The sequence below is a fragment of the Cylindrospermum stagnale PCC 7417 genome (genome assembly GCF_000317535.1).
In the GTDB taxonomy this organism is placed as follows: Bacteria; Cyanobacteriota; Cyanobacteriia; order Cyanobacteriales; family Nostocaceae; genus Cylindrospermum; species Cylindrospermum stagnale.
This window is the reverse complement of the sequence record NC_019757.1, coordinates 2,197,068-2,220,264: the sequence shown is the minus strand read 5'-3', so window position 1 is coordinate 2,220,264 and position 23,197 is coordinate 2,197,068. Positions and strand designations below refer to the sequence as shown.

Genomic DNA, 23,197 nt, shown 5'->3' with positions numbered 1-23,197 from the left:
TCATCAAATACCAGCAACGTATTTTATTGTTTTATTACCTAAGTAAGATGGAGAAGAACAAAAATGCATTTGCTACAACAAGAAAATATATCTTTGATAGAAATCATTAATTATAGAGCCCAATATCAACCTGATAAAAAAGCCTACATCTTTCTGCAAAACGGAGAAGAAGAATCAGCAAGTCTCACCTACGGGGAGTTAGACAGAAGAGCAAGAGCGATCGCATCTCGTCTTCAATCTTGGCGAGGAGAGCGGGCTTTATTGTTATACCCTTCTGGATTAGAGTTTATTACAGCCTTCTTTGGTTGTTTGTACGCTGGGGTAGTGGCGATGCCAGTTTATCCTCCCAAACGTAATCAAAAGTTATCTCGGTTGCTCTCTATCGTTAATGATGCCCAGGCTAACTTAGCACTGACAACCTCATCAATATTGCTTGACATCAGTCAAAAGTGGAAAGAGGAAACAGAGTCATTAACCCATTTGAACTGGGTGCCTACAGATACTATTGAAGCTGATTCTCAAGATTTTGTACCTACATTAGTAACACCTGAGAGTTTGGCGTTTTTGCAATATACTTCCGGTTCTACGGGAACACCCAAAGGGGTGATGGTTACTCATGGTAACCTGATCCACAATTCGGAGTGCATTAAGCAAGCATTTGAACTCACATCAGACAGTGTATCTGTGAGTTGGTTGCCCACTTTTCATGATATGGGACTGATTGATGGAGTACTTCAACCTTTGTATACTGGTTTTACTGGTTATCTAATGCCACCTGTAGCTTTTCTCATGAAACCGGCTTGTTGGTTGCAGGCAATTACCCGATATAAGGCTACTCATTGTGGAGGTCCTAACTTTGCTTATGATTTGTGTGTGAGTAAAGTGACTTCCGAACAACTCAAAACACTTGACCTTAGTAGTTGGTATACAGCTTACAGTGGTTCAGAGCCAGTTCGTAATGAAACTTTGAATCTTTTTGTTGAAAAATTTAGAGATTGTGGTTTTAAAGAGAATTTTTTCTATCCTTGCTATGGAATGGCAGAAGCAACTCTGTTTATTTCTGGAGGTTTCAAACAATCTCCTCCTATCGTTAAATGTCTACAAGCACAAACTTTAAAGGAAAACATAATAGTAGATGTAACTCATCCAACTCCATCTTCTCAAGAAGCAAGTAAAGTGTTAGTCGGATGTGGTCACAGTTGGTTAGATTACAAAATTGTTATTGCTGATCCAGACTCTTTTGAACTTTGTGCAGATGGGCGAGTCGGAGAAATTTGGGTATCTAGTGCTAGTGTTGCTAAAGGATATTGGAATCGTCCACAACAGACTCAAGAAACTTTTGAGGCCTATTTGAAAGATGGTTTAGGTCCATTTTTACGTACAGGTGATCTAGGCTTTTTGCACGATGGTGAGTTGTATGTTACGGGACGACTCAAAGATATTATTATCATCAGGGGGCAAAACCATTATCCCCAAGACATCGAACTGACAGTTCAGAAAAGTTACCCAGCACTGCGGCTTAATTGTGGGGCTGCCTTTACCATAGAGGTCAAGGGGAAAGAGCAATTAATAATTGTTCAAGAGGTAGAACGAACTTATCTAAGAAAGTTGGATGTAAATCATGTATTAGAGATCATTACTCAGGCTGTGGCGACAGAGCATGGTCTACAGGTTTATGCCACGGTCTTGGTTAAGACTGGCAGTATTCCTAAAACTTCTAGCGGGAAAATTCAGCGTCATGCTTGTCGGACTAAATTCTTGAATGCAAGTTTAGATGTAGTTGAAGATTGGAGCGAAAATCCTCAATATAAGTCGGGATTTATCCGTCTTCAGGATGAAGTTGAATCTGTATTCAATACCTTTGCCAAAAAAAGAGAATGAAGAGAGAGGGTCGATGTAATATATTTATTAACTCTCACAACAAAAATGTATTACATGGCTTATGTGAGTTAAATGCTGAAACCATTGTAATACCGTTGATGATTCCAGAATTATCGTTTTAGGCAACTCTAGAAGCCCTGATAGAACAACAAGAATTTTAACTCACATAAGGCGTATTATCTGCTTCTCTATTCTTCAATATGAAGATGTTGAAACCCCAATCGATCATGCCACAACTATTAAAGGGAAAAATGGAAATCGTAAATAGTCAGATTAATTCAATCTCGGTCGATGCAGAAAGCAATCACGCCCGTGGCAAGAAACTACCCACAAAGGTAGAAATTCAAAACTGGCTAGCTAACTACCTAGTGGAACAGCTAGACTTAAATCCAGCCAGAGTAGATGTCTCAATTCCTTTTGAGCGCTACGGGATTGATTCTGCTGCTGCAATAGTATTGGTAGGGGATTTAAAAGATTGGTTGGAAATAGACCTAGAACCAACTTTAATCTACGATTATCCATCTATTGAAGAGTTGGCGCGGCACTTGAATGATTCCATCAGAGCAGAATATTCATGATCAAGTTGTAGGGATAAGCAGTCATCAACCATAAATCTTAGGCATAATATGGTGCTGCTTGAGAGAGAGAATGTTGGAAAAGTTTATATTTTCAAACATCCTCTGGGATGCTTAGTAAAAAACTTCCCTACTCTTGCAGCTCTTCCATCCGCTTGAGAATACCGATAACTGAATTAATTAACGTTCTTTTACGTTACCTGATGGTAATAAATCAACATTTCCCATTATTGACTTTGAGGTAAAACTAACAATGACTAGCGTTAATGTAAGGCTTAAAGACGAGGAATCGTCAACCCTAATAGAGAACAATAAAAAGAAGCATCTAAAAGTCACTGAAATCACTTACAAGAACAACACCGAATCCAACTACACAGAAAAAATAGAGGAGTTGGATAAAAGCTTTAACTACAGTGCCAACAGCAATCATTACTGGAGCGCTCCTGAACTGTCAATTTTTTACGGCACTCCGCTTTATGCAGAAGCCTCACACACACAAAAAATTGCTCTCAATCATCTTTATTGGGTGACGCAGTATAGTCAGATTGCTGCTAGTGAAGCAAACACTATACTTTACAATGATGTGACGAATGGAGTGTTTTTCGCTGTTGGTGGCTATGAAATGCTCTGCAAAGAATTAAATTTGGAGAGCAACCAGGAAAAATCCCACATTCATGCTTTTCATACCATCAGTTATAAAACGAAGAAAGCTCTGCTGGGAAAAGCAGCATTGACCACTCCTGTAGAGTTAAATCAAAGCCAAGCTCTGGAAAATAATTCCCAAGAGAATGCAGCTAGCAAAGCTTTGCAAAAATTATTAGGTTACAAGCCTCTAAGTTCGACAACTTTAGCTTTAGAAGATGCTGCCCTCCGCTTACTAAAAAATATCAGACTCAAAAGCAAAGCAGACTGCTATTCCCCCTATTTGCACGAATTGGAGAAGAAAGATTTATTTCTTCCTGGCCCCAGAACAGGGATATTAAGAGTCTTTCCTAGATATCTGCTGAGGTTGTTTACCTTAAGTTGGGGAAGTTCATCTTTCTTAGCTTCTCAGTATTACTGCTTCCGCTACATAGCCAATATGCTGCTCAAAACAGCTGAATATGAATACACGAGGCATTACAGAGACTTAGAAAAAACAGGAGAATTTATCCCAACTCCAACAGAAGTTTCTCGTTACCATTTGTTGGATGAATCTTACCACACCACAATGTCTAAACTGATTGCTCAAGATGTATACAAGGATTTTGCTAAACCAACAGCATATGAAAGATACATGGGCAATTTGTCAGTCCAAGTAACGCAAAGCCGTCTGCTTGGTGGTCTTTCTGGCGGTTTACCTGCCATATTCCAAGACGATTCGTGGTTCACACTTTCATACTACAAGTTACTCCGCAGTCCTATCTTCAATATGTCTCACGAAGAAACTCTGCACTGGTTGGAGAAATGCTTGTGTCATGAACATGAAGGTTTTCATGTCAATCTCAAGTATCACCATCGCCTGTTAACAGACCTGCGTTACTTTTTCGGCGAATTCGATTATATGTGGCCTGTTAACCGGGAAATGAGCTTGATGGCTGAAGGGGGATCGCTTGAAAAAGCTATCCAAAGAAATATCGAGTCCTTTAGAGATTTTTCTAAATCTTTTACCAAGGGGGCAATTAAATAGCCTTAAAAGCGTTATTAACGCTAAAAACCTAATTTATTAGGGATAAAAGCCAGAAAAATAAGACGTTGCTTGCATAATAGAGGGATAAATTGAAGATATATACTTGCAATGTCCATAATGTGGATCTATGTATATCTACAGTATGAAAATGTACTAAAGCAAATTTATCCCTTTATTAAGCAACGTTAAAAATAAATGTGCTTTTTGCAAAATAAATGCTTGTAGGAAGAGGTCAAGATATGACAATGGAAGCAATAGCTATTATTGGAATAGGTGTTCGCTCCCCTGGCGCTAAAAACCCTGAATCTTTCTGGCATCTCCTACGTGAAGGTGTAGATGCGATTACTGAAGTCCCCCTAGAAAGGTGGAATGTTGATGAATTTTATGACCCGAAACCAGCCATACCAGGCAAAATGATTACTCGCTGTGGTGGTTTTGTGGATGAGGTAGATAGCTTTGATGCTGGTTTTTTTGGCATTTCCCCCCGCGAAGCGGAATGTATAGACCCCCAGCAAAGACTGGTTTTGGAAGTAGCCTGGGAAGCCCTAGAAAACGCAGGTATAGCACCAGACAAGCTAAATGGTAGCCAAACTGGGGTTTTCATCGGGATTGGCAACTACGATTATGGCAGGTTGCAAAGCTGGCATTTCTCTCGCCTCAACGCATACGATGGCACAGGCACCTCCCTCGGCGTTACGGCTAATCGCTTATCCTATGTGCTGAACCTGCATGGGCCAAGTTTAGTTGTGGAAACCTCTTGCTCTTCGTCTTTGGTTGCAGTCCACTATGCCAGCCAAAGCTTACACAGCAAAGAATCCGATCTGTGCTTGGTCGGAGGTGTCAGTTTAATACTGTCGCCGGAATCACATATTATTTTTTCCCAAGCGAGAATGATGGCACCTGATGGTCGCTGTAAAACCTTTGATGCCAGTGCTGACGGTTATGTTCGGGGAGAAGGATGTGGCGTAATTGTTCTCAAACGTCTCTCAGATGCGCTCAGGGATGGAGACAACATTCTGGCAACCATCAGAGGTTCAGCAGTAAATCAAGATGGTCGGAGCAACGGACTCACCGCCCCTAATGGGCCTACTCAACAGGCTGTTATCCGTAAAGCTTTAGAAAACGCTGGAGTTACGGCAGATCAAATTAGCTATGTAGAAGCTCACGGTACGGGAACCTCCCTGGGAGATCCTATAGAATTTAACTCCTTAAAAACTGTATTAATGAAGGGTCGCCAGCCGACTCAAACCTGTTATATTGGCTCAGTCAAAACAAATATTGGTCATTTGGAACCAGCTGCTGGGATTGTTGGCTTAATTAAAGTGGTATTATCGCTGCAAAATAAGCAGATCCCCCCTCACCTGCATTTCAAGCAGTTGAATCCATATATAAAAATTAATAATACTCCCTTGACGATTCCCACAGCACTACAGGAATGGAATGTTGATCAAGGATCGCGTTTAGCTGGTGTCAGTGCTTTTGGTTTTGGTGGTACAAATGCTCACGTCATCCTGGAAGAGGCTCCTGAGTCGCTGGCAGTAGTAAAAAATAAAGAGCGTCCTCAGCAATTACTCACTCTATCCGCCAGAAGTGGTAAGGCTTTGCAAGAGCTAGTACGAAGTTATGAAGCGTATCTTGAGTCCCATCCAGAGCGATCGCTAGAGGATGTGTGTTACACCGCCAATACGGGGCGATCGCATTTTCACCATCGGCTAGCTATTATCACCTCTGACAAACAAGAATTAGCTGATAAATTAGCCAAAATCAGCGCAGGGCAAGAAGCTAATCACGTATTTTTTAGTCAGCATTCTGATAATAGCACATCACCTAAAATTGCCTTCCTGTTCACTGGACAAGGTTCTCAGTACATTAACATGGGAAGACAACTATATGAAACGCAAACCGTCTTCCGTCAAACCTTAGACCAGTGCGAGCAAATTCTCCAATCCTATTCAGAAAAATCTCTTTTAGACGTTCTTTATCCTGAAGATAACCAACAATTAAATAATTCTCTCATTGACCAAACTGCCTATACTCAAACCGCTCTATTTGCCATTGAATATGCCCTAGCCCAACTATGGCAATCCTGGGGCATAAAACCAGATGTAGTGATGGGTCATAGTGTAGGAGAATATGTAGCCGCAACAGTAGCAGGAGTATTTAGTTTAGAAGACGGATTAAAACTGATTGCCAATCGGGGACGCTTAATGCAGAGCTTACCTGAAGGGGGTGAGATGTTAGCTGTGATGGCAACAGAAGAGAAAATAAATCAACTCATCGCCCCATACACAGAAAAAGTGGCAATAGCAGCCATCAATGAGCCTTTCAGCATTGTCATTTCCGGCGCAGGAGAAGTCATCAGGACTCTGAGAGACAGCTTAAACGCAGAAGGAATTAAGACACACCAGCTACAAGTATCCCATGCCTTCCATTCGCCCCTAGTGGAATCGATATTGGCGGAGTTTGAGGCAGTAGCCAATACAATAACCTACAATCAACCTCAGATTCCACTGATATCAAACGTCTCAGGAACTAAAGCACACGAGAATATTGCCACAGCCAGCTACTGGGTAAATCATGCACGCCAACCCGTGCATTTTGCCCAAAGTATAAAAGTCTTGCACCAAGAAGGTTATGAAATCTTTCTAGAAATCGGACCCAAACCAATTTTGTTAGGAATGGGGCGCGAATGCCTCATGGGAAATAAAAAGCTATGGTTGCCAAGTTTACATCCTAGTAGACCAGACTGGCTACAAATGTTGCAAACTTTAGGGCAGTTATACGCACAAGGAGTCAAGGTAGATTGGGCGGGATTTTACAAAGATTATTCCTATCAGAAGGTAGCGTTACCCACATATCCTTGGCAACGAAAAAGGTATTGGATCACAAATATTCAGGAAGGCAAAAATCAAGACAAAATTAGCTTAATCTCTCAAGGAGAAACAACAAAAACTAATGGGAATATACAATCTCAGGAAAGACAAATGAATGAAAACAAAATATTACAGCAAACAAAGCTGACATTATCCAATCCAGAGTTACTATCTTTTCCGAAAGCTCCATTAAAAACAGAAGAAACACCCACAAGGCAGCTAGCTCAGTTGACAGTTCAATCAATTCAGGTAGAACCTGCTGAATCTACTCAACCACAAGTTGAATCGGGAAATATTGCCCAAACACCAAGCATATCAGCATTAAATAACTCCAATGGTAATGTGAATCAAATCAAACAGACCCTCAAGGAAAGTCTAGCCTCAGCCCTGTATACAGATATTAGTGAAATTGAAGAAGATAAAAAATTTATTGATTTAGGCTTAGACTCTATCGTGGGAGTTGAATGGCTCTCCACCATCAATCAAACCTACAATTTAAATATCAAAGCAACCAAGCTCTACGATTACCCAACCTTATTGGATTTAGCGAAATACATCACCCAGGAAATTTTCTCAGAGAAAGCTCAGTTAAAAACAGAAGAAACACCCACAAGGCAGCTAGCTCAGTTGAAAGTTCCATCAATTCAGGCAAAACCTGCTGAATCTACTCAACCACAAGTTGAATCGGTAAATATTGCCCAGACACGAAGCATATCACCATTAACTAACTCTAATGGTAACGTGGCTCAAATCAAACAGACTCTTAAGGAAAGTCTAGCCTCAGCCCTGTATACAGATATTAGTGAAATTGAAGAAGATAAAAAATTTATTGATTTAGGCTTAGACTCTATCGTGGGAGTTGAATGGCTCTCCACCATCAATCAAACCTACAATTTAAATATCAAAGCAACCAAGCTCTACGATTACCCAACCTTATTGGATTTAGCGAAATACATCACCCAGGAAATTTCCTCAATCGGTGGAAGCAGATTAGCCCCAGACAATCAAGAATCTCCACAAAATCAGGATTCATCTGGAGATTCACAAGAAGACTTGAGGCATAAATTACGATCAATACTGAATAAAGTCGCAAATAAAGAATTAACTGTTCAAGAAGCAAATCAAATCATTCAAGAAATCAAACAAAAAGCTGTATCTAGTAGTAAATTTCAGAGTAACGACACAAATAATAATCGAATATTTCAAATCATTAAAAAATCCATTTATGAGGTAGAACCCAAATTAGAAAAAGCCCCCCTTAAAACCACTGATAGCCTAAGAAAATTAGGAATTGATTCAGTCAATCGAGCAGAAATTATGACGATGGTTATGGAAGAGTTAGATTTGCATATCCCACTAATTGAATTAGCTGGAGCGCAGAACATCGGAGAATTAGCTGATTTATTTGCAACTAAGTTGGAAGCGCATCATGGGATATAGCTCCGCACCAATCAGAATAGAGATAACTGGTATGGGGATTGTTACTCCTATTGGTCAAGGGGTAGCAGCTTTTCAAGATGCTCTGTTCGCAGGCGAAACTCAGTTTGGTTATCTCAAACGACCTGGACGTGAAGGAGCTAGGTCATTTATTGGTGCAGAACTTCCAGACATTACTGCTAAATCTTTGCTCCCCGAACATAGCGGATTGCTACGCACAGCTTCATGGAGTAGCCAGATAGCAAGCGTAGCTGTTTCTGAGGCTTGGGAAGATGCACAACTGTCTTCAGGCAAAGTGAACCCCGAACGTATTGGGATTGTAGTGGGCGGTTCAAATTTCCAAGAACGTGATAAACAACAAATCTGGCAGCGTTACCAATCGAACCCTGAGTTTATACGACCAACTTATGGCGTTACCCTTTGGGACACCGATGTAATGAGTTTGCTCTCCCAGTGTTTTCAGATTCAAGGCGAAGGCTATAGCGTAGGTGCAGCTTCTGCTAGTGGAGCAGTTGCTATAATTCATGCTGCCCGGCAAATTTTAATGGGGATCACTGACGTGAGCGTTGCTGTTGGGTCTTTGTTTGATATCTCCCAATGGGAATGCCAGGGATTCACGAATTTAGGAGCTATGGGCAGTGCGCGTTTTGCCGATACTCCTGATCTTGCTTGTCGGCCGTTTGATCGAGATCATGATGGCTTTATTTATGGAGAAGGTTGTGGGGTTTTAGTCCTCGAAAGAACTGACCATGCTCAACAAAGAGGAGTAAGGTCTCATGGGGAACTCATTGGCTGGGGATTAGGTTTAGATGGAAAACGGACTCCTGAGCCATCTCAAAAAGGAGAAGAACAAGCTATGAATGCTGCCCTAGCGATCGCAAACCTGAAGCCAGAGCAGATTGATTATGTGAATACTCACGGCACAGGCTCTCCTTTAGGTGACAAGACAGAAGTAGCTGCGTTGAAATCTGTAGGACTATCTCACTGTTTGCTCAATTCCACAAAGTCTCTGACAGGTCACTGTTTAACAGCAGCAGGAGTGGTGGAGGTCATTGCCACTTTATTGCAAATGAAGTTTGGTTTTTGTCATCCGACCCATAACCTAGTTAATCCCATTGATACCACCCTAAATTGGGTTAAAGAAACGTCTATTAAAGCTGAAATTCAATATGCCATCAGTAACAGTTTTGCTTTTGGGGGAATCAATACAGCTTTATTAATCAAAAAGGAGTAAATCTGTGCAACAAGTAGGAATTGAAGCTTTAAATATATATGGAGGCGCAGCTCAATTAGATGTGCGGATGTTGGCACAAGCACGTCACTTGGACACGAGCCGCTTCGACAATCTGATGATGAAAGAGAAAGCGGTCTCTCTGCCCTATGAAGATCCAGTTTCTTATGCTGTTAATGCCGCCAAGCCAATCATCGATCGCCTGAGTGATTCTGACAAGCAACGGGTAGAAATGGTGATTACCTGTAGTGAGTCTGGCATTGACTTTGGCAAATCTATGAGTACTTATATTCAAGATTACTTAGGGCTTAGTCGTAACTGCCGGATGTTTGAACTCAAGCAAGCTTGCTACTCAGGGACAGCCGGCTTGCAGATGGCAATCAACTTTATTTTGTCCCAAACATCTCCAGGAGCTAAAGCTTTAGTTATAGCCACTGATATATCTCGGTTTACCCTTGCAGAGGGAGGAGAAGCTCTTAGTGAAGATTGGTCTTTTGCGGAACCGAGTAGTGGTGCTGGGGCAGCCGCTATTTTGGTAAGTGATGTTCCTTACATTTTTCAAGTTGATGTGGGATGCAACGGCTACTATGGCTATGAAGTAATGGATACCTGCCGACCCAAGCCAGATTCAGAAGCGGGAGATGCAGACTTATCATTGCTTTCTTACTTAGACTGTTGCGAAAATGCCTACCTGCATTATCAAAAGCGAGTAGAAGGCGTGGACTACCAAAAATCTTTTGATTACTTGAGCTTTCATACCCCCTTTGGAGGCATGGTCAAAGGGGCCCACAGAAATATGATGCGTAAATTGAAAAAGGCTAAACCTGAAGAGATTGAAGCAGACTTTAAAAGAAGGGTGATGCCGGGATTAGTCTATTGCCAACAGGTAGGCAACATTATGGGGGCGACAGTGTTTTTAGCCCTGGCTAGCACGATTGACAATGGGGATTTCAGCCAACCTCGAAGAATAGGTATATTTTCTTATGGCTCTGGTTGTTCCTCAGAATTTTATAGTGGGGTTGTGACTCCAGAAGGAAAGGAAATTCAAGCTCAACAAAGGATTTCATCACAGTTAGCAACGCGCTATTCCTTAAACATCGAAGAATATGAGCAGTTACTACATTACAGTCGCGCAGTTGCCTTTGGCACCAGAAATGTCACCCTAGATTACAAAATCTTTCCTGGTGTGTGGAAACAAATTGAAGGTAAGGGTCGATTAGTACTCAAAAAAATCAAGGAATTTCACCGAGAATATGAATGGGTATAAACATGGACTATCAAACCCTAAAGATCAATCATCAAAGTGCTGTACAAAGGATTCAGATATATCGACCTGAAGCTAACAATAGCATCAATAGTCAACTGATTCAAGAATTGTTGTCAGCCTTGCAAGCTGCCGAAGCAGAAGAAGCAGTGAAAGTGGTGATCCTAGAGGGACTACCTGATGTGTTTTGTACGGGAATGGATTTTCAAGAAATAGCAGACGGAAAACAAGTCGATCAAAAAATGAGTTCTCATGGTTACTACAACATCCTCAAACAAATGTCACAATGTAGCAAAGTGATTGTGTCACTTGTGCGTGGCAAGGTACAAGCAGGGGGAGTGGGTTTGGTAGCAGCCAGCGATATAGTTATTGCAGATGAAACTGTCACATTTGTTTTATCAGAACTATTATTTGGTTTATTACCAGCTTGTGTCTTACCATTTTTGATTCGTCGAATAGGATTTCAAAAAGCTTACCGTTTAGCATTAACAACTCAAGAAATCTCAGCATCAGAGGCTTATAACTTGGGCTTGATTGATGAATATGGCAGCAATACTAATAAGTTAATTAGTCAATACGTTAAACGTTTAAAATATTTACCCTCATCTGGGGTGAGGGAGTTAAAAAACTATATTAATCAATTATGGATTATTCAAGCAGAAACTCAAGATTTAGCTGTTAATAAAATTTCCAGTTTGTTAGATGATCCTACTGTTCAAGAAAAAATTAAGCGCTTTAAAAATGAGGGTATATTTCCATGGCAAGCCTAAATTTTAACCTGGACTCAGCAAAGTGTAATTCCGAAGTAGTACAACTGGTAGAGTTGGGTAATGGTGTTGTTAAAATCACGATGAAAGATGAGGAAAACCATAATACATTCTCTTCAGAAATAATTGATGGGTTATACAAATGTTTTGGTGCAGTTGCTCAAAATAAGAGCTATAAAGTAGTAATTTTGACGGGCTATGGAAATTACTTTTGTTCCGGAGGAACCAAGGAAGAGTTAATCAAAATTTATAAAGGAGAACTGCAATTTAATGAGTTAGATTTTTTTAGAATATTACTAGATTGTGAAATACCAGTAATTGCAGCTATGCAAGGTCATGGTATTGGGGGTGGTTTTGTTTTCGGGTTATATGCAGATTTAGTTGTGTTGAGTCAAGAAAGTATTTACACAACTAATTTTATGAAGTATGGTTTCACCCCTGGGTTGGGAAGTACGTTCATTGTACCTACAAAATTAGGCTCTATATTAGGTCAGGAAATGATGTACACAGCCCAAAACTATCGAGGGGAAGAATTATTCAAGAAGGGTATTCCTTTCCCTGTTGTACCGAGAAAAGAGGTGCTAAACCATGCTCTAATGTTAGGCTGTAAAATAGCCGAAAAACCGAGATTATCTTTAGTAACTTTAAAAGAACATTTAACTTCTGAAATCAAAAAGAAATTGCCAGAAGTGCTAGAAAAAGAACTAAAGATGCACGATATTACCTTCCATCAACTAGAGGTAGCCAATCGGATTGAGACAATTTATGGCGATACCAATATTAGTAGTCAGCCACACAATTTGAGCCAAGAATTGGTCAATGAATCAGCAGATGTTCAAAATCAAGTGCCTCTACTGTCGAGCCAGAAGAATAGACAAGAAATTATTGAAAATTCAATTACTCCTAAACAGGTCCAATTAAAGATATCCAGTTATGGCTTATTAAATAATTTAACTTTAGCACCTTTGCAACGTAGGGTTCTCGGCTGTGCTGAAGTTGAGGTACAAATCAAAGCTGTGGCAGTTAATTTTCGGGATGTAATTAACGCCCTTGGTATGCTCAAAGAGTACAATGAGCAAAAATTTGGCATTAATAGTGTTGAAAATCTCATCTTTGGTTTTGAAGGTGTAGGTACTATCGTGGCTGTCGGGGAAGAGGTGACTCAGTGGCAAGTCGGCGATGAGGTGATGGTAATCGGAATTCATGATGCCTTCAGTAGCTTCATTGTCTGCTCACCAAATAACCTAGTGGCTAAACCTTCTAACCTGAGCATGGTGAGTGCAGCTACTATTCCCATACCCTTTTTTACGGCAGCTCACGGTTTGTATAACTTAGCCAAAATTCAGCCAGGAGAACGAGTCTTAATTCATGCGGCTGCGGGTGGGACTGGACAAGCAGCTGTTCAGTTAGCTCAACTCATGGGAGCGGAAGTATTTGCTACCGCTAGTGCAGGTAAGATGGCTTTTCTCCAGAAACAGGGGATCAAGCATATCATGAATTCTCGGACTACGGAGTTTGCCGATCAGGTTATGGAAATAACTCAGGGTCGCGGGGTGGATGTTATTTTTAATAGCCTGACTCATGGAGAGTACATCCAGAAAAATATAGATATCTTGGCTTTGGGTGGACGATATGTCGAAATTGGTAAGCTGAACATCTGGAGTCATGAGCAGGTTGCTCAGAAGCGTGCGGATGTCAAGTATTTTCCTTTTGATTTAGGGGATGAATTTGCTAAGGATAATCAATTGTTTTCCCGGATCTGGGGCAAGTTGGCACAACCTTTTGAGCGCGATTACCTGAAGCCATTACATTACAAAGAATTTCCGCTTGAAGATGTTGTTGAATCTTTCCGTTACATACAGCACAGTAAGCATATCGGCAGGGTAGTAGTAACCATGCCAGAGTCTTCCTATTGGGGGGAAGACTCGAATGGCGATCGCCTATCTAATCAAAACAAACTGATGAATCAGGAAGATGTACTGCATCAATTACAATCGGGTGCAGTTTCCTTGGAGGAAGCAGAGAAACTGTTGTTAGGCTTTACTGAAGAAGTAGAAGAAACTCTTGAGAAAAAACCAATCGAGAATGGTCACAACAAACTGATGAATCAGGAAGATGTACTGCATCAATTACAATCGGGTGCAGTTTCCTTGGAGGAAGCAGAGAAACTGTTGTTAGACTTTACTGAAGAAGTAGAAGAAACTCTTGAGAAAAAACCAATCGAGAATGGTCACAACAAACTGATTAATCAGGAAGATGTACTGCATCAATTACAATCGGGTGCAGTTTCCTTGGAGGAAGCAGAGAAACTGTTGTTAGGCTTTACTGAAGAAGTAGAAGAAACTCTTGAGAAAAAGCCAATCGAGAATGGTCACAACAAACTGATTAATCAGGAAGATGTGCTGCATCAATTACAATCGGGTGCAGTTTCTTTAGAGGAAGCAGAGAAACTGTTGTTAGGCTTTACTGAAGAAGTAGGAGAAACTCTTGAGAAAAAGCCAATCGAGAATGGTCACAACAAACTGATTACTAAAGGTGACTCGGAGTCAATATTATCTCTACAGAGTGCAGGAGCAATATCTTTAGAAAATGCCGATAAATTCTTATTAGAAGAAGTAGTAGAATCACAAACTAAAATCAATACTGTTTTCTCCAAGCCTGTTAAAAATACGGATATAGCTATAATTGGAATTTCCTGTCGATATCCAGGAGCAAAAAATTGGCAAGAATTTTGGAAAAATTTAAAAAATGGAGTTGACAGCGTAACAGAAGCTCCCCCCGGAAGATGGCAAGAAAAAGAATGGTATCATCCAGACCCAGAACATGTAGGAACTTCCTATTCAAAGTGTGCTGGTTTCTTAGATGAAATTGATAAATTTGATCCTTTATTCTTTCAAATTTCTCCAGTAGAAGCTCAGTTTATTGAGCCTCAGCAAAGAATATTTTTAGAAGAAGCTTACCACGCGATTGAAGATGCTGGATATGCTACTGATTCTCTCAAGGGTAAACAGTGTGGAGTATTTGTAGGAGCAGGAACAAACGGTGATTACAACAAGTTATTGTCAATTGCCGGATTAGATACTCATCGACTGGCTCTAACAGGAAATCTGCTGTCAATGATACCAGCAAGAATAGCTTATTTCCTTGACCTGAGAGGTCCAGTGGTAGCTATTGATACTGCTTGCTCATCTTCATTAGTCGCTGTTCATCAAGCTTGTGAAAGTATTCAACGGGGAGAGAGCGAACTAGCGATCGCAGGGGGAATTGCCATTATGGCAACAGCAGACTTCCAAGTATTATCAAGCCAGTTTCAAATGTTATCGGCTGCTGGTCGATGCAAGACTTTTGATGCTGAAGCATCGGGGACAGTTTGGAGCGAAGGTTGCGGTGTTGTCCTCCTCAAAAGCTATGAGCAAGCCATTCGTGATAACGACCATATTTATGCAGTTATCAAGGGTACAGGCGTTAATTATGATGGCAATACTAACGGAATTAGCGCTCCCAGTGGTCAGTCTCAAACACGCTTAGAAGAAGGGGTTTATCAGAAGTTTGGCATTAATCCAGAAACCATTAGTTATGTAGAAGCTCATGGGACAGCCACACCACTAGGAGATCCTATCGAGGTTGAAGGTTTAACAGAGGCTTTTTCTAAATGGACAACTAAGAAACAGTTTTGTGCGATCGGCTCGGTAAAGACTAATATTGGTCATGCAGCAACCTCTGCCGGAATTTCTGGTTTAATTAAGACAATTTTGTGCCTCAAGAACCAGAAATTAGTTCCTTCGTTACATTTTAATCAACCCAACCCACATATTGACTTTGAGAATAGTCCCTTCTATGTCAATACAGAATTTAAAGATTGGCAAGTAACAGATCGCAACCCCAGACGAGCCACAGTGAGTTCCTTTGGTTTTAGTGGCACAAATGCTCATTTAGTCATAGAAGAAGCACCTTTACAAGTCAATAGTCAAAATTTAAGATTTCCAGGTGATGAGTTTAGTCAGCGATCGCACCATCTATTGACTCTATCTGCTAAGTGTGAAAAAGGTTTGCAAGAGCTAGTACAAGATTATCAGGAATTTTTAGAGACTAATTCCACAGCCGCGATCTCAGATGTTTGTTTCAGTGCCAATACGGGACGCTCACATTTTGACTATCGCCTTGCCTTCGTAGCTGAATCTACAGAAAACTTACTTCAACAGTTAAAGGCGTTTGCAACTGGGGAGGAAACAACTAAACTGTTAAGAGGTCAAGCTACCAGCAAAGAGCGTCCAAAAATCGCGTTTTTATTCACAGGTCAGGGTTCGCAGTATGTGGACATGGGAAGGGAACTGTACTTTACCCAACCTGTATTCCGCAAAACCTTAGAGGAATGCGATCGCATTTTGCGCCTTTATCTAGACAAACCCCTGCTCAACATTTTATATCCAGCATCAGGGGATACTTCAGTAATAAATGAAACTGCTTATACTCAACCAGCCCTATTTGCCATTGAATATGCCCTAGTTCAATTATGGAAATCTTGGGGGATTCAACCCGATGTGGTCATGGGTCACAGTGCAGGAGAATATGTGGCTGCTTGTGTGGCAGGAGTTTTCAGTTTAGAAGATGCACTGAAGCTGATTGCCCATAGGGGAAAGCTTATGCAAGCATTACCTGCTAATGGCAAAATGGTGTCCGTGATGGCAGATGAAGCAACCGTAACAGCAGCGATTTCCTCTTGTAGATGGGAAGTAGCGATCGCAGCTTACAATGGCCCTGAGAGTATAGTGATTTCTGACCAACAAGACAAAGTAGACGTAGTCAAGGCGCTATTAGAGGACAAAGGAATCAAAACCAAAGAATTAAATGCTTTCCACGCCTTCCACTCTCCTTTGATGGAGCCGATGCTGGCAGAATATGAAACCATAGCCACACAAGTCAGCTACAAAACCCCTCAAATCCCCTTAATTTCTAACGTCACGGGTAAGAGGGTAGATGAAAGCATAGCTTGTGCAAAATACTGGGTGCGTCATGTCAAAGAACCAGTCAAGTTTGCCCAGAGTATGGAAACCTTGAACGCACAAGGAAACTTCATATTTTTAGAAATTGGGCCGAAACCAATCTTATTAGGCATGGGTCGTCAATGTCTACCGTCAGATGTGGGAGTGTGGCTACCGTCTCTCAGACAAAGAGTAAAAGATTGGCAACAAATATTAAATAGTCTGGGACAATTGTATGTGCAGGGAATAGAGGTAGATTGGTCAGAATTTGACCGTGACTATGCTCGTTGCAAAGTTACATTACCCACTTATCCATTCCAACGGCAGCGATATTGGGTAGAACCGGCTGAGCATGGAGATGGACAACAAAAATTAGAATCTCTAAAGCAAGAGAATACATCCAGTCCAATTTATCATCTCTTGTGTAAAGGGGAAGCAGAACTTGTCAGCAACGAGTTAGAAAAATTAGGAGTACTTTCGCAAGACGAAATTAAGTTATTACCTAAGCTACTGAAACTATTAGTTGAGCAACATCAACAACAGTTGAAAATAGAATCTAATGCTCATCAAAATGAATCTGCTAAAACCGATGAAAAAATTGTTTCCCCGTCGGCATCAGAACCCAGTAGTAAATGTGATGAAATCCTGGCAGCAGATTCAGAAACGCGCCAGCAACTATTAAGGACTTATATTGGTCAAATATTAGCTAAGGTGGTAGGAATATCTCCTGCTGCTCTGAACTGGCAAAAGCGCCTTTCTGAACTAGGATTTGACTCTTTAATGGCTGCTGATTTAAGAAAAACTATTGATAGTAACTTAAAGGTGTCTGTTCCTGTAGAATATTTGGCAGAGCTAAATATTGAACAGTTCTTAACCCAGATACTTTACCTGATTGAACAGAAGTTTCCCAAGGAACATCTGCAAAAAGCCAATTCAACGATTGATGAACAAAAAAGTTCCATCAATCTAGTTGAAAAAGTTGTAGATGAAACCCAAAAGTGGTTCAAACTCTCACCGAGAAATTCCCAACCTCTGTTTCGTCTTTTCTGCTTCCCTCATGCAGGAGCTAGCTCTTATATTTTTAATTCCTGGCCAGAAAAATTTGCCTCAAAGATAGAAGTTTGCCCAATACAATTACCAGGAAGAGGAAATCGAGTTAAGGAACCTGCCTTTACTAAAATAAAGCCTCTAGTTCAAACTTTAGCACCGCTTCTCAAGCCATATCTAGACGTTCCATTTGCATTTTTTGGTCATAGTATGGGAGCGCTACTAAGTTTTGAATTAGCTCGTGAACTTCGTAGACAAAATTACCCAAATCCAGATTACTTATTTGTTGGCGGATATCGCGCTCCCCACATACCAGATGTAAACTTACCAATTTATAAACTTCCTGAACCGCAGTTTATTCAAGCAATTTCTGGTTACGGGGGAATACCTGAAAATATGCTGCAAGACCCGTTTTTCTTGCAAACGTTTCTTCCTACTTTTAGATCTGATTTTGAGCTTTTAGACACATACTTTCACACAAAGGAAGAACCCCTTGAATCTCCCATATATACATTTGGCGGTCTCGAAGATCATACAGTTGGCATAAAAGAACTTTCTAGTTGGGAGGAACAAACTAAAGCTAACTTTAAGCTGAAAATGTTTAATGGAGATCATTTCTTTTTGCGTGGAGTAGAGGATGAAATTATCAATATTATTGAAGAGACTATTTTCTGTACAATCAATTAAGGAAGGCAGAAGGCAAATAGGGATTTAGTCCCCAGCTAATTAAAGACCACCCTCATCAGACATTTTGCAAGTAAAACAAGTAAAATTTGCCATGACTTATATAGTTTCTACATCAACAGCATTTCCAGAAAATTACTACCCTCAAACAGTTTTAGCTGCTGCTTTACGCAGGTTTTTTACTGTAATGGAGTTAGATTTCGATCTAGAACAGATTGATCGTTTTTTCACAAACGTCAAAATCGACGGTCGTTACTTCGCTCTACCACTAGATTCCTTACTCGATCCGCCCACATGGGGAGTAAGTATCAGTAGAGGTTTGGAAAATTCTTTGAACTTGGCTGAAACCGCTATCACCAAATTGCTGGAAAAAACTAATGTCCAACCCCAAGATATATCTCTGCTTGCGTCTGTTTCTATGACTCCAGCAATTCCCTCTTTAGATGGGCGGTTGATGAATCGGATTCCATTTTCTTCCACCCTGAAGAGATTGCCCATGAATGGAGTAGGTTGTATGGGTGGAGCTTTTGGCATTTCTCGCGTTGCTGATTACCTTAAAGCACATCCAAAGGAAGCAGCAATTTTATTTGCCGTGGAAATTTCTTCCGCTCTATGGCAAGGGTCTTTGCAAGCAAATTTAACTTCATTGATTCGTCGCCTTCCAGAAAATCCCTCTTTATATAGTGAGATTATTATGGATATTATCACTGCTGCTTTGTTTGCAGATGGTTGCGGCGCAGTGTTAATGGTAGGAAAAGAGCATCCTTTAGCTAAATCGGGACTACCTCAAGTCATTGATAATCGTTCCTTTTTAGTTCCTAACACAGTAGAACTAATGGGACTGGACGTAGTTGATAATGGTTTTAGAAATATTCTCAGACCGGAAGTATCCGATGCTCTTAAACAAGGATTGCGACCGTTAATTAACGGTTTGCTTGCTGATAACAACATTGAAAGTGAGAACTTGTATCGCTGGATCGTACATCCAGGGGGTCCTAAAGTAATCGATACAGTTGAAGCAGAATTTGGATTAGATAGTCAAACTTTACAATTAAGTCGCGATACCTTAGCAGAGGTGGGTAATATCTCTTCTGCAACAGTTCTTTATATGCTCGATAAGGTGCTATCAGAAGAACAGTCTCCTCCTGACTCCTATGGACTGATAGTAGCAATGGGGCCTGGTTTTGCTCAGGAAGCAATTTTACTCAAATGGTAGGACGGAATTATATGTTAACCAGGTATATCTTCATTGGGATTATTTTTGTAGTTTTCTGGCAACGAATGTTTGAACTGCGTATCAGCAGAAACAACGAAGCAGATATGCTAGCTCAAGGAGCAAAAAAGCATAGCGATAATTTACTAGGTGCCGTGAAAGTGCTACAAATTAGTTGGGTGATAGCAGCGATCAGTGAAGTTTGGTACTTTAATCGTCCTTTTAGCTTCGCTTTGGCCACTGTCGCTTTATCTCTAACAATAGCAGGACAAGTCTTACGTTACTTATCTATGCAAGCTTTAGGGGAACGCTGGACTCTGTCAATTATGACCTTACCGGATATGCCTGTAGTGGATAAAGGAATTTATCTTTATCTGCGTCATCCTAATTGGTTGGGAGTCATCCTGGAAATTGCCGCACTACCATTAATTCACGGAGCTTATCTAAGCGCGATTATTTTTTCTCTTGCTAATGTTTTCTTAATGAGTAAGCGAATTCAAACAGAAGAGGAAGCTTTAGCCAAAAACAGCAATTACACTTCAGTTTTCTCCAACCGACCTCGTTTTATTCCCAAAATCCCACTTACTTACCAAGCAACTTCTGGAGGTGAATAAACATGAGTTGTAAAAGTTTATCAGCACTCAATTTTAAGTATGTTTCATGAGAAATTAAGCTTTTGAAGTGCTGAAAACTTCTTACTTCTATCGGTCAAGTTAAGAAAAATATTTAAATGACAAATAAATTACCTGTTTACCCAACTTCTCGATGCAAGAAGCACAACCTATCTCAAAACCTCATACAACTGGCAAAAATCTTGGTGACATATCTTATTTATTGTAATATTTAAGTTGTCACGAATAATCTCAACAAATCCTCAACTCAAAAGTATTGCAATCAAATCAATTGTTTTTAATACCATGAAAAAAAACAAAAAAACAACAAAAGCCTTACACTCAGTCGACGAAAAAATAACAGAGTCCTTACGCTCAACATTGAGTGACGTTCTTCCAGACCAGCTTCAAACATATATCAGAACTGTCTTACAATTCTCTGGTAGCCCGGAGGGGGCCAATCTCTTAACAGGCCCCAATACTGAGATAGAATTTTTCAGTCAAGATACCAATAAGAATTTTCCCAACATTTTTACCAAGTATAGTAATGTCCTGACAGTTTCCAGCGAGCCTAATTTCATAACATCAGAAGATCAAGAGGTCAAAATCATTTGGGGCCGTCATGGAAGTGATAGCTTAATTGGTTTTGACCCTGGCGCTGATCTTGTTGGTAAACGTAGAATTGATACTTTCGTCGGTGATTTTATCGATGAAAAATTAAGTTTACCATCTGGCGCATTGAACACAGGTAAGTCGTGGTCAGACAGATTTATTCTGGGTGATTGGCGAAAACCCTTCTATGTTGAGGATGACCAAACTTTAGGTTTAAACCAATCAGCTCTAATTTTAGACTTCAACCCCACTGAAGATGTCATTCAGCTCCACGGCAATCGCCAAGACTATGAACTGGTAAATATTAGCTTGGGAACAGCAATATTTTGGCGGGAGAAAAAAGGTTATGACCTCATCGGTGTTGTAGGTGGAGTCTCTGATTTGAGTTTAAAGGGTGACTACTTCGAGTTCAAGGGCAACACCGCACCAAAAACAGTCCTAGAGAAGGCTGAACATATCGGGACTGCCGCGAATGATTACATATTTAGTTCCACCGTAGATGCTAAGGGCAATTTTTTTGTTGGAGGAGGAACCGGTGGTTCTTTGGGAGGAAGCAACATAGGAGCTAGGGACGCTTGGGTGGCCAAATACGATAGCAATGGCAACCAGCAATGGAGTAGACAATTTGGCTCAACCGGCACTGAAAGCGCATGGGGTATGGCTAGTGACGGGAGAAATATTTACGTTGCGGGAAATATCATAGGCCAGCTAGAAAATAACACCGTTAAAGGCGGCAACGATGCCTATTTAGCTAAATACGATAGTGACGGCAACCAAGTGTGGATTAAACAGTATGGGACTTACACACTTGAGGAATCTTATAAAATTACCGTCGATACCAGTGGCAATATTTACACTGCTGGTCACACTTTTGGCAACTTGGGTGGGCCAAACCAAAACTTGGGACAAGGCGAAGTATTCGAGTTACCATCGACTGATAGCTACGTGGCCAAGTTTGACAGCAATGGTAATCAGTTGTGGGTTGCACAGTTTGGTACGATCACACTTGATGACAATTGGGGTGTCGCAACCGACAACAATGGCAATGTCTTCGCTGGAGGAAATACAAAAGGCAGTTTCGGAGGAAAAAATGCCGGGCCTGCAGGAGAATATGATGCCTGGCTAGTTAAGTTGAACAAAGACGGTCAGACTGATTGGGTTAGACAGTTTGGCACTCCCAATTATGACTTTATGTGGGACATTGAAACGGATAGTCTAGGCGATATCTATGCGACCGGATGGACTCTGGGAGACTTGGGGGGAAAAAATGCTGGCTCTTATGATGTCTGGCTGGCCAAGTACAACACTAATGGCAACCAGTTGTGGATCAAACAGTTTGGCACTAGTGAAGATGATGCACCCTTTTTAGATGGGATAGATATAGACTCAAATGACAATATCTTCCTGACGGGATATACAAACGGCAACTTGGGAGGAGCTAATGCTGGATCTTTTGATGCCTGGGCGGCGAAGTTTGACAAGAATGGCAACCAGTTATGGCTCAAACAGTTTGGTACGCCAGATTATGACACGGCTACCACGGTAACTGCCGATAATTACGGTAGACTTTACGTTTCGGGAATTACTGAGGGAAGTTTGGGAGCTACCAATGCTGGGTCTTATGACTCTTGGGCGCTCAAACTAGACGCTGATACCGGAAAAACACAAGATTTTACTTCTTCTTGGCTGACTGGCTCCGCACTTGTTGCTGGTAGTTTACACACAACTGGAATAATTTAAATGATTTCTTCCAGACTGAACTTTCCTCAATTCTCACGTTGTAGCTCATCTGTAAGTATCGAGACCATCTTTATGACCAACGTTTGATTATCGATTCCTTTTGATTCTACTTGCTCCATTGTCAGCGATGCTAACTGGCGACGGTTAGGGCAGATAGCGGCTAGCAAGGTAACATTAATCCGGCTTTCAACTGGTTTATTTGTGGTTAGCTAGTGAAGAGTAAAGCCGTCCTTCCCTTCGCTAAAGCGTCGGATTTCAAACCTATTTTTCTGATGAATTGCTATTACATCGGTTTAGCCAATACCTGTCACGATCCAGCGATCGCGATCGTTGATTCTACAGGTAACGTATTGTTTGCGGAAGCCTTAGAACGTCAGGGTAAGCGCATCTCAAACCCCATTGACACGGTAGTTTTGGCGTTTTCCGTTCATTAGACAGAGAGCAAAAACTGGACACCGCGCCTAAAAAAGGACTTGACATTAAGGCTCTTGCATGGTTGTGGGGTGAGACTAAAGGTTTAAACCTCAATTTATCTAATTTTTTCGGCAATTAACCCCAATTTAGACCGAATTTTAACATTTATTTCACCATGCCTTAGCATTATTGTCTGT

The 23,197-nt window shown here is 40.9% G+C and carries 12 protein-coding genes; all 12 read left to right on the top strand.

What is annotated here, in order from left to right:
- Positions 1-63: 63 nt before the first annotated feature.
- A complete protein-coding gene (locus CYLST_RS09020) occupies positions 64-1,881 on the top strand; it encodes a fatty acyl-AMP ligase (protein ID WP_015207404.1) in 1,818 nt (605 codons plus the stop codon).
- 251 nt (positions 1,882-2,132) lie between these two features.
- Entirely contained in the window at positions 2,133-2,459 is a 327-nt protein-coding gene (locus tag CYLST_RS09015; protein ID WP_041233534.1) for an acyl carrier protein, read from the top strand.
- 250 nt (positions 2,460-2,709) lie between these two features.
- Positions 2,710-4,125 carry a hypothetical protein gene (locus tag CYLST_RS09010; protein ID WP_015207402.1) on the top strand — a complete coding sequence of 472 codons (1,416 nt, stop codon included), beginning with the start codon at positions 2,710-2,712 and terminating at the stop codon, positions 4,123-4,125.
- A gap of 215 nt (positions 4,126-4,340) precedes the next feature.
- Positions 4,341-8,438, top strand: coding sequence for a type I polyketide synthase (locus tag CYLST_RS32230; protein ID WP_051056110.1), 4,098 nt, complete (start codon positions 4,341-4,343; stop codon positions 8,436-8,438).
- The gene (locus CYLST_RS09000) at positions 8,428-9,669 is read left to right on the top strand and encodes a beta-ketoacyl synthase N-terminal-like domain-containing protein (RefSeq protein ID WP_015207400.1); all 1,242 of its coding nucleotides are present in this window, start codon (positions 8,428-8,430) and stop codon (positions 9,667-9,669) included. Before CYLST_RS32230 ends, CYLST_RS09000 begins: the two co-directional genes overlap by 11 nt.
- Before the next feature lie 4 nt (positions 9,670-9,673).
- A complete protein-coding gene (locus CYLST_RS08995; protein ID WP_015207399.1) occupies positions 9,674-10,933 on the top strand; it encodes a hydroxymethylglutaryl-CoA synthase family protein in 1,260 nt (419 codons plus the stop codon).
- Entirely contained in the window at positions 10,924-11,700 is a 777-nt protein-coding gene (locus CYLST_RS08990) for an enoyl-CoA hydratase/isomerase (protein WP_015207398.1), read from the top strand. Before CYLST_RS08995 ends, CYLST_RS08990 begins: the two co-directional genes overlap by 10 nt.
- Positions 11,688-18,413: a polyketide synthase gene (locus tag CYLST_RS33235; protein ID WP_015207397.1), complete on the top strand. Its 6,726-nt coding sequence runs from the start codon at positions 11,688-11,690 to the stop codon at positions 18,411-18,413. Before CYLST_RS08990 ends, CYLST_RS33235 begins: the two co-directional genes overlap by 13 nt.
- Before the next feature lie 91 nt (positions 18,414-18,504).
- Complete coding sequence (locus tag CYLST_RS08980; protein ID WP_015207396.1) at positions 18,505-19,626, top strand: type III polyketide synthase; 1,122 nt, start codon at positions 18,505-18,507, stop codon at positions 19,624-19,626.
- A gap of 11 nt (positions 19,627-19,637) precedes the next feature.
- Entirely contained in the window at positions 19,638-20,237 is a 600-nt protein-coding gene (locus tag CYLST_RS08975; RefSeq protein WP_015207395.1) for an isoprenylcysteine carboxyl methyltransferase family protein, read from the top strand.
- 303 nt (positions 20,238-20,540) lie between these two features.
- On the top strand, positions 20,541-22,586 hold the full coding sequence (locus tag CYLST_RS08970; RefSeq protein WP_015207394.1) for an SBBP repeat-containing protein: 2,046 nt from the start codon (positions 20,541-20,543) through the stop codon (positions 22,584-22,586).
- A gap of 212 nt (positions 22,587-22,798) precedes the next feature.
- A complete protein-coding gene (locus CYLST_RS34320) occupies positions 22,799-23,020 on the top strand; it encodes a hypothetical protein (protein WP_015207393.1) in 222 nt (73 codons plus the stop codon).
- Positions 23,021-23,197: the final 177 nt, after the last annotated feature.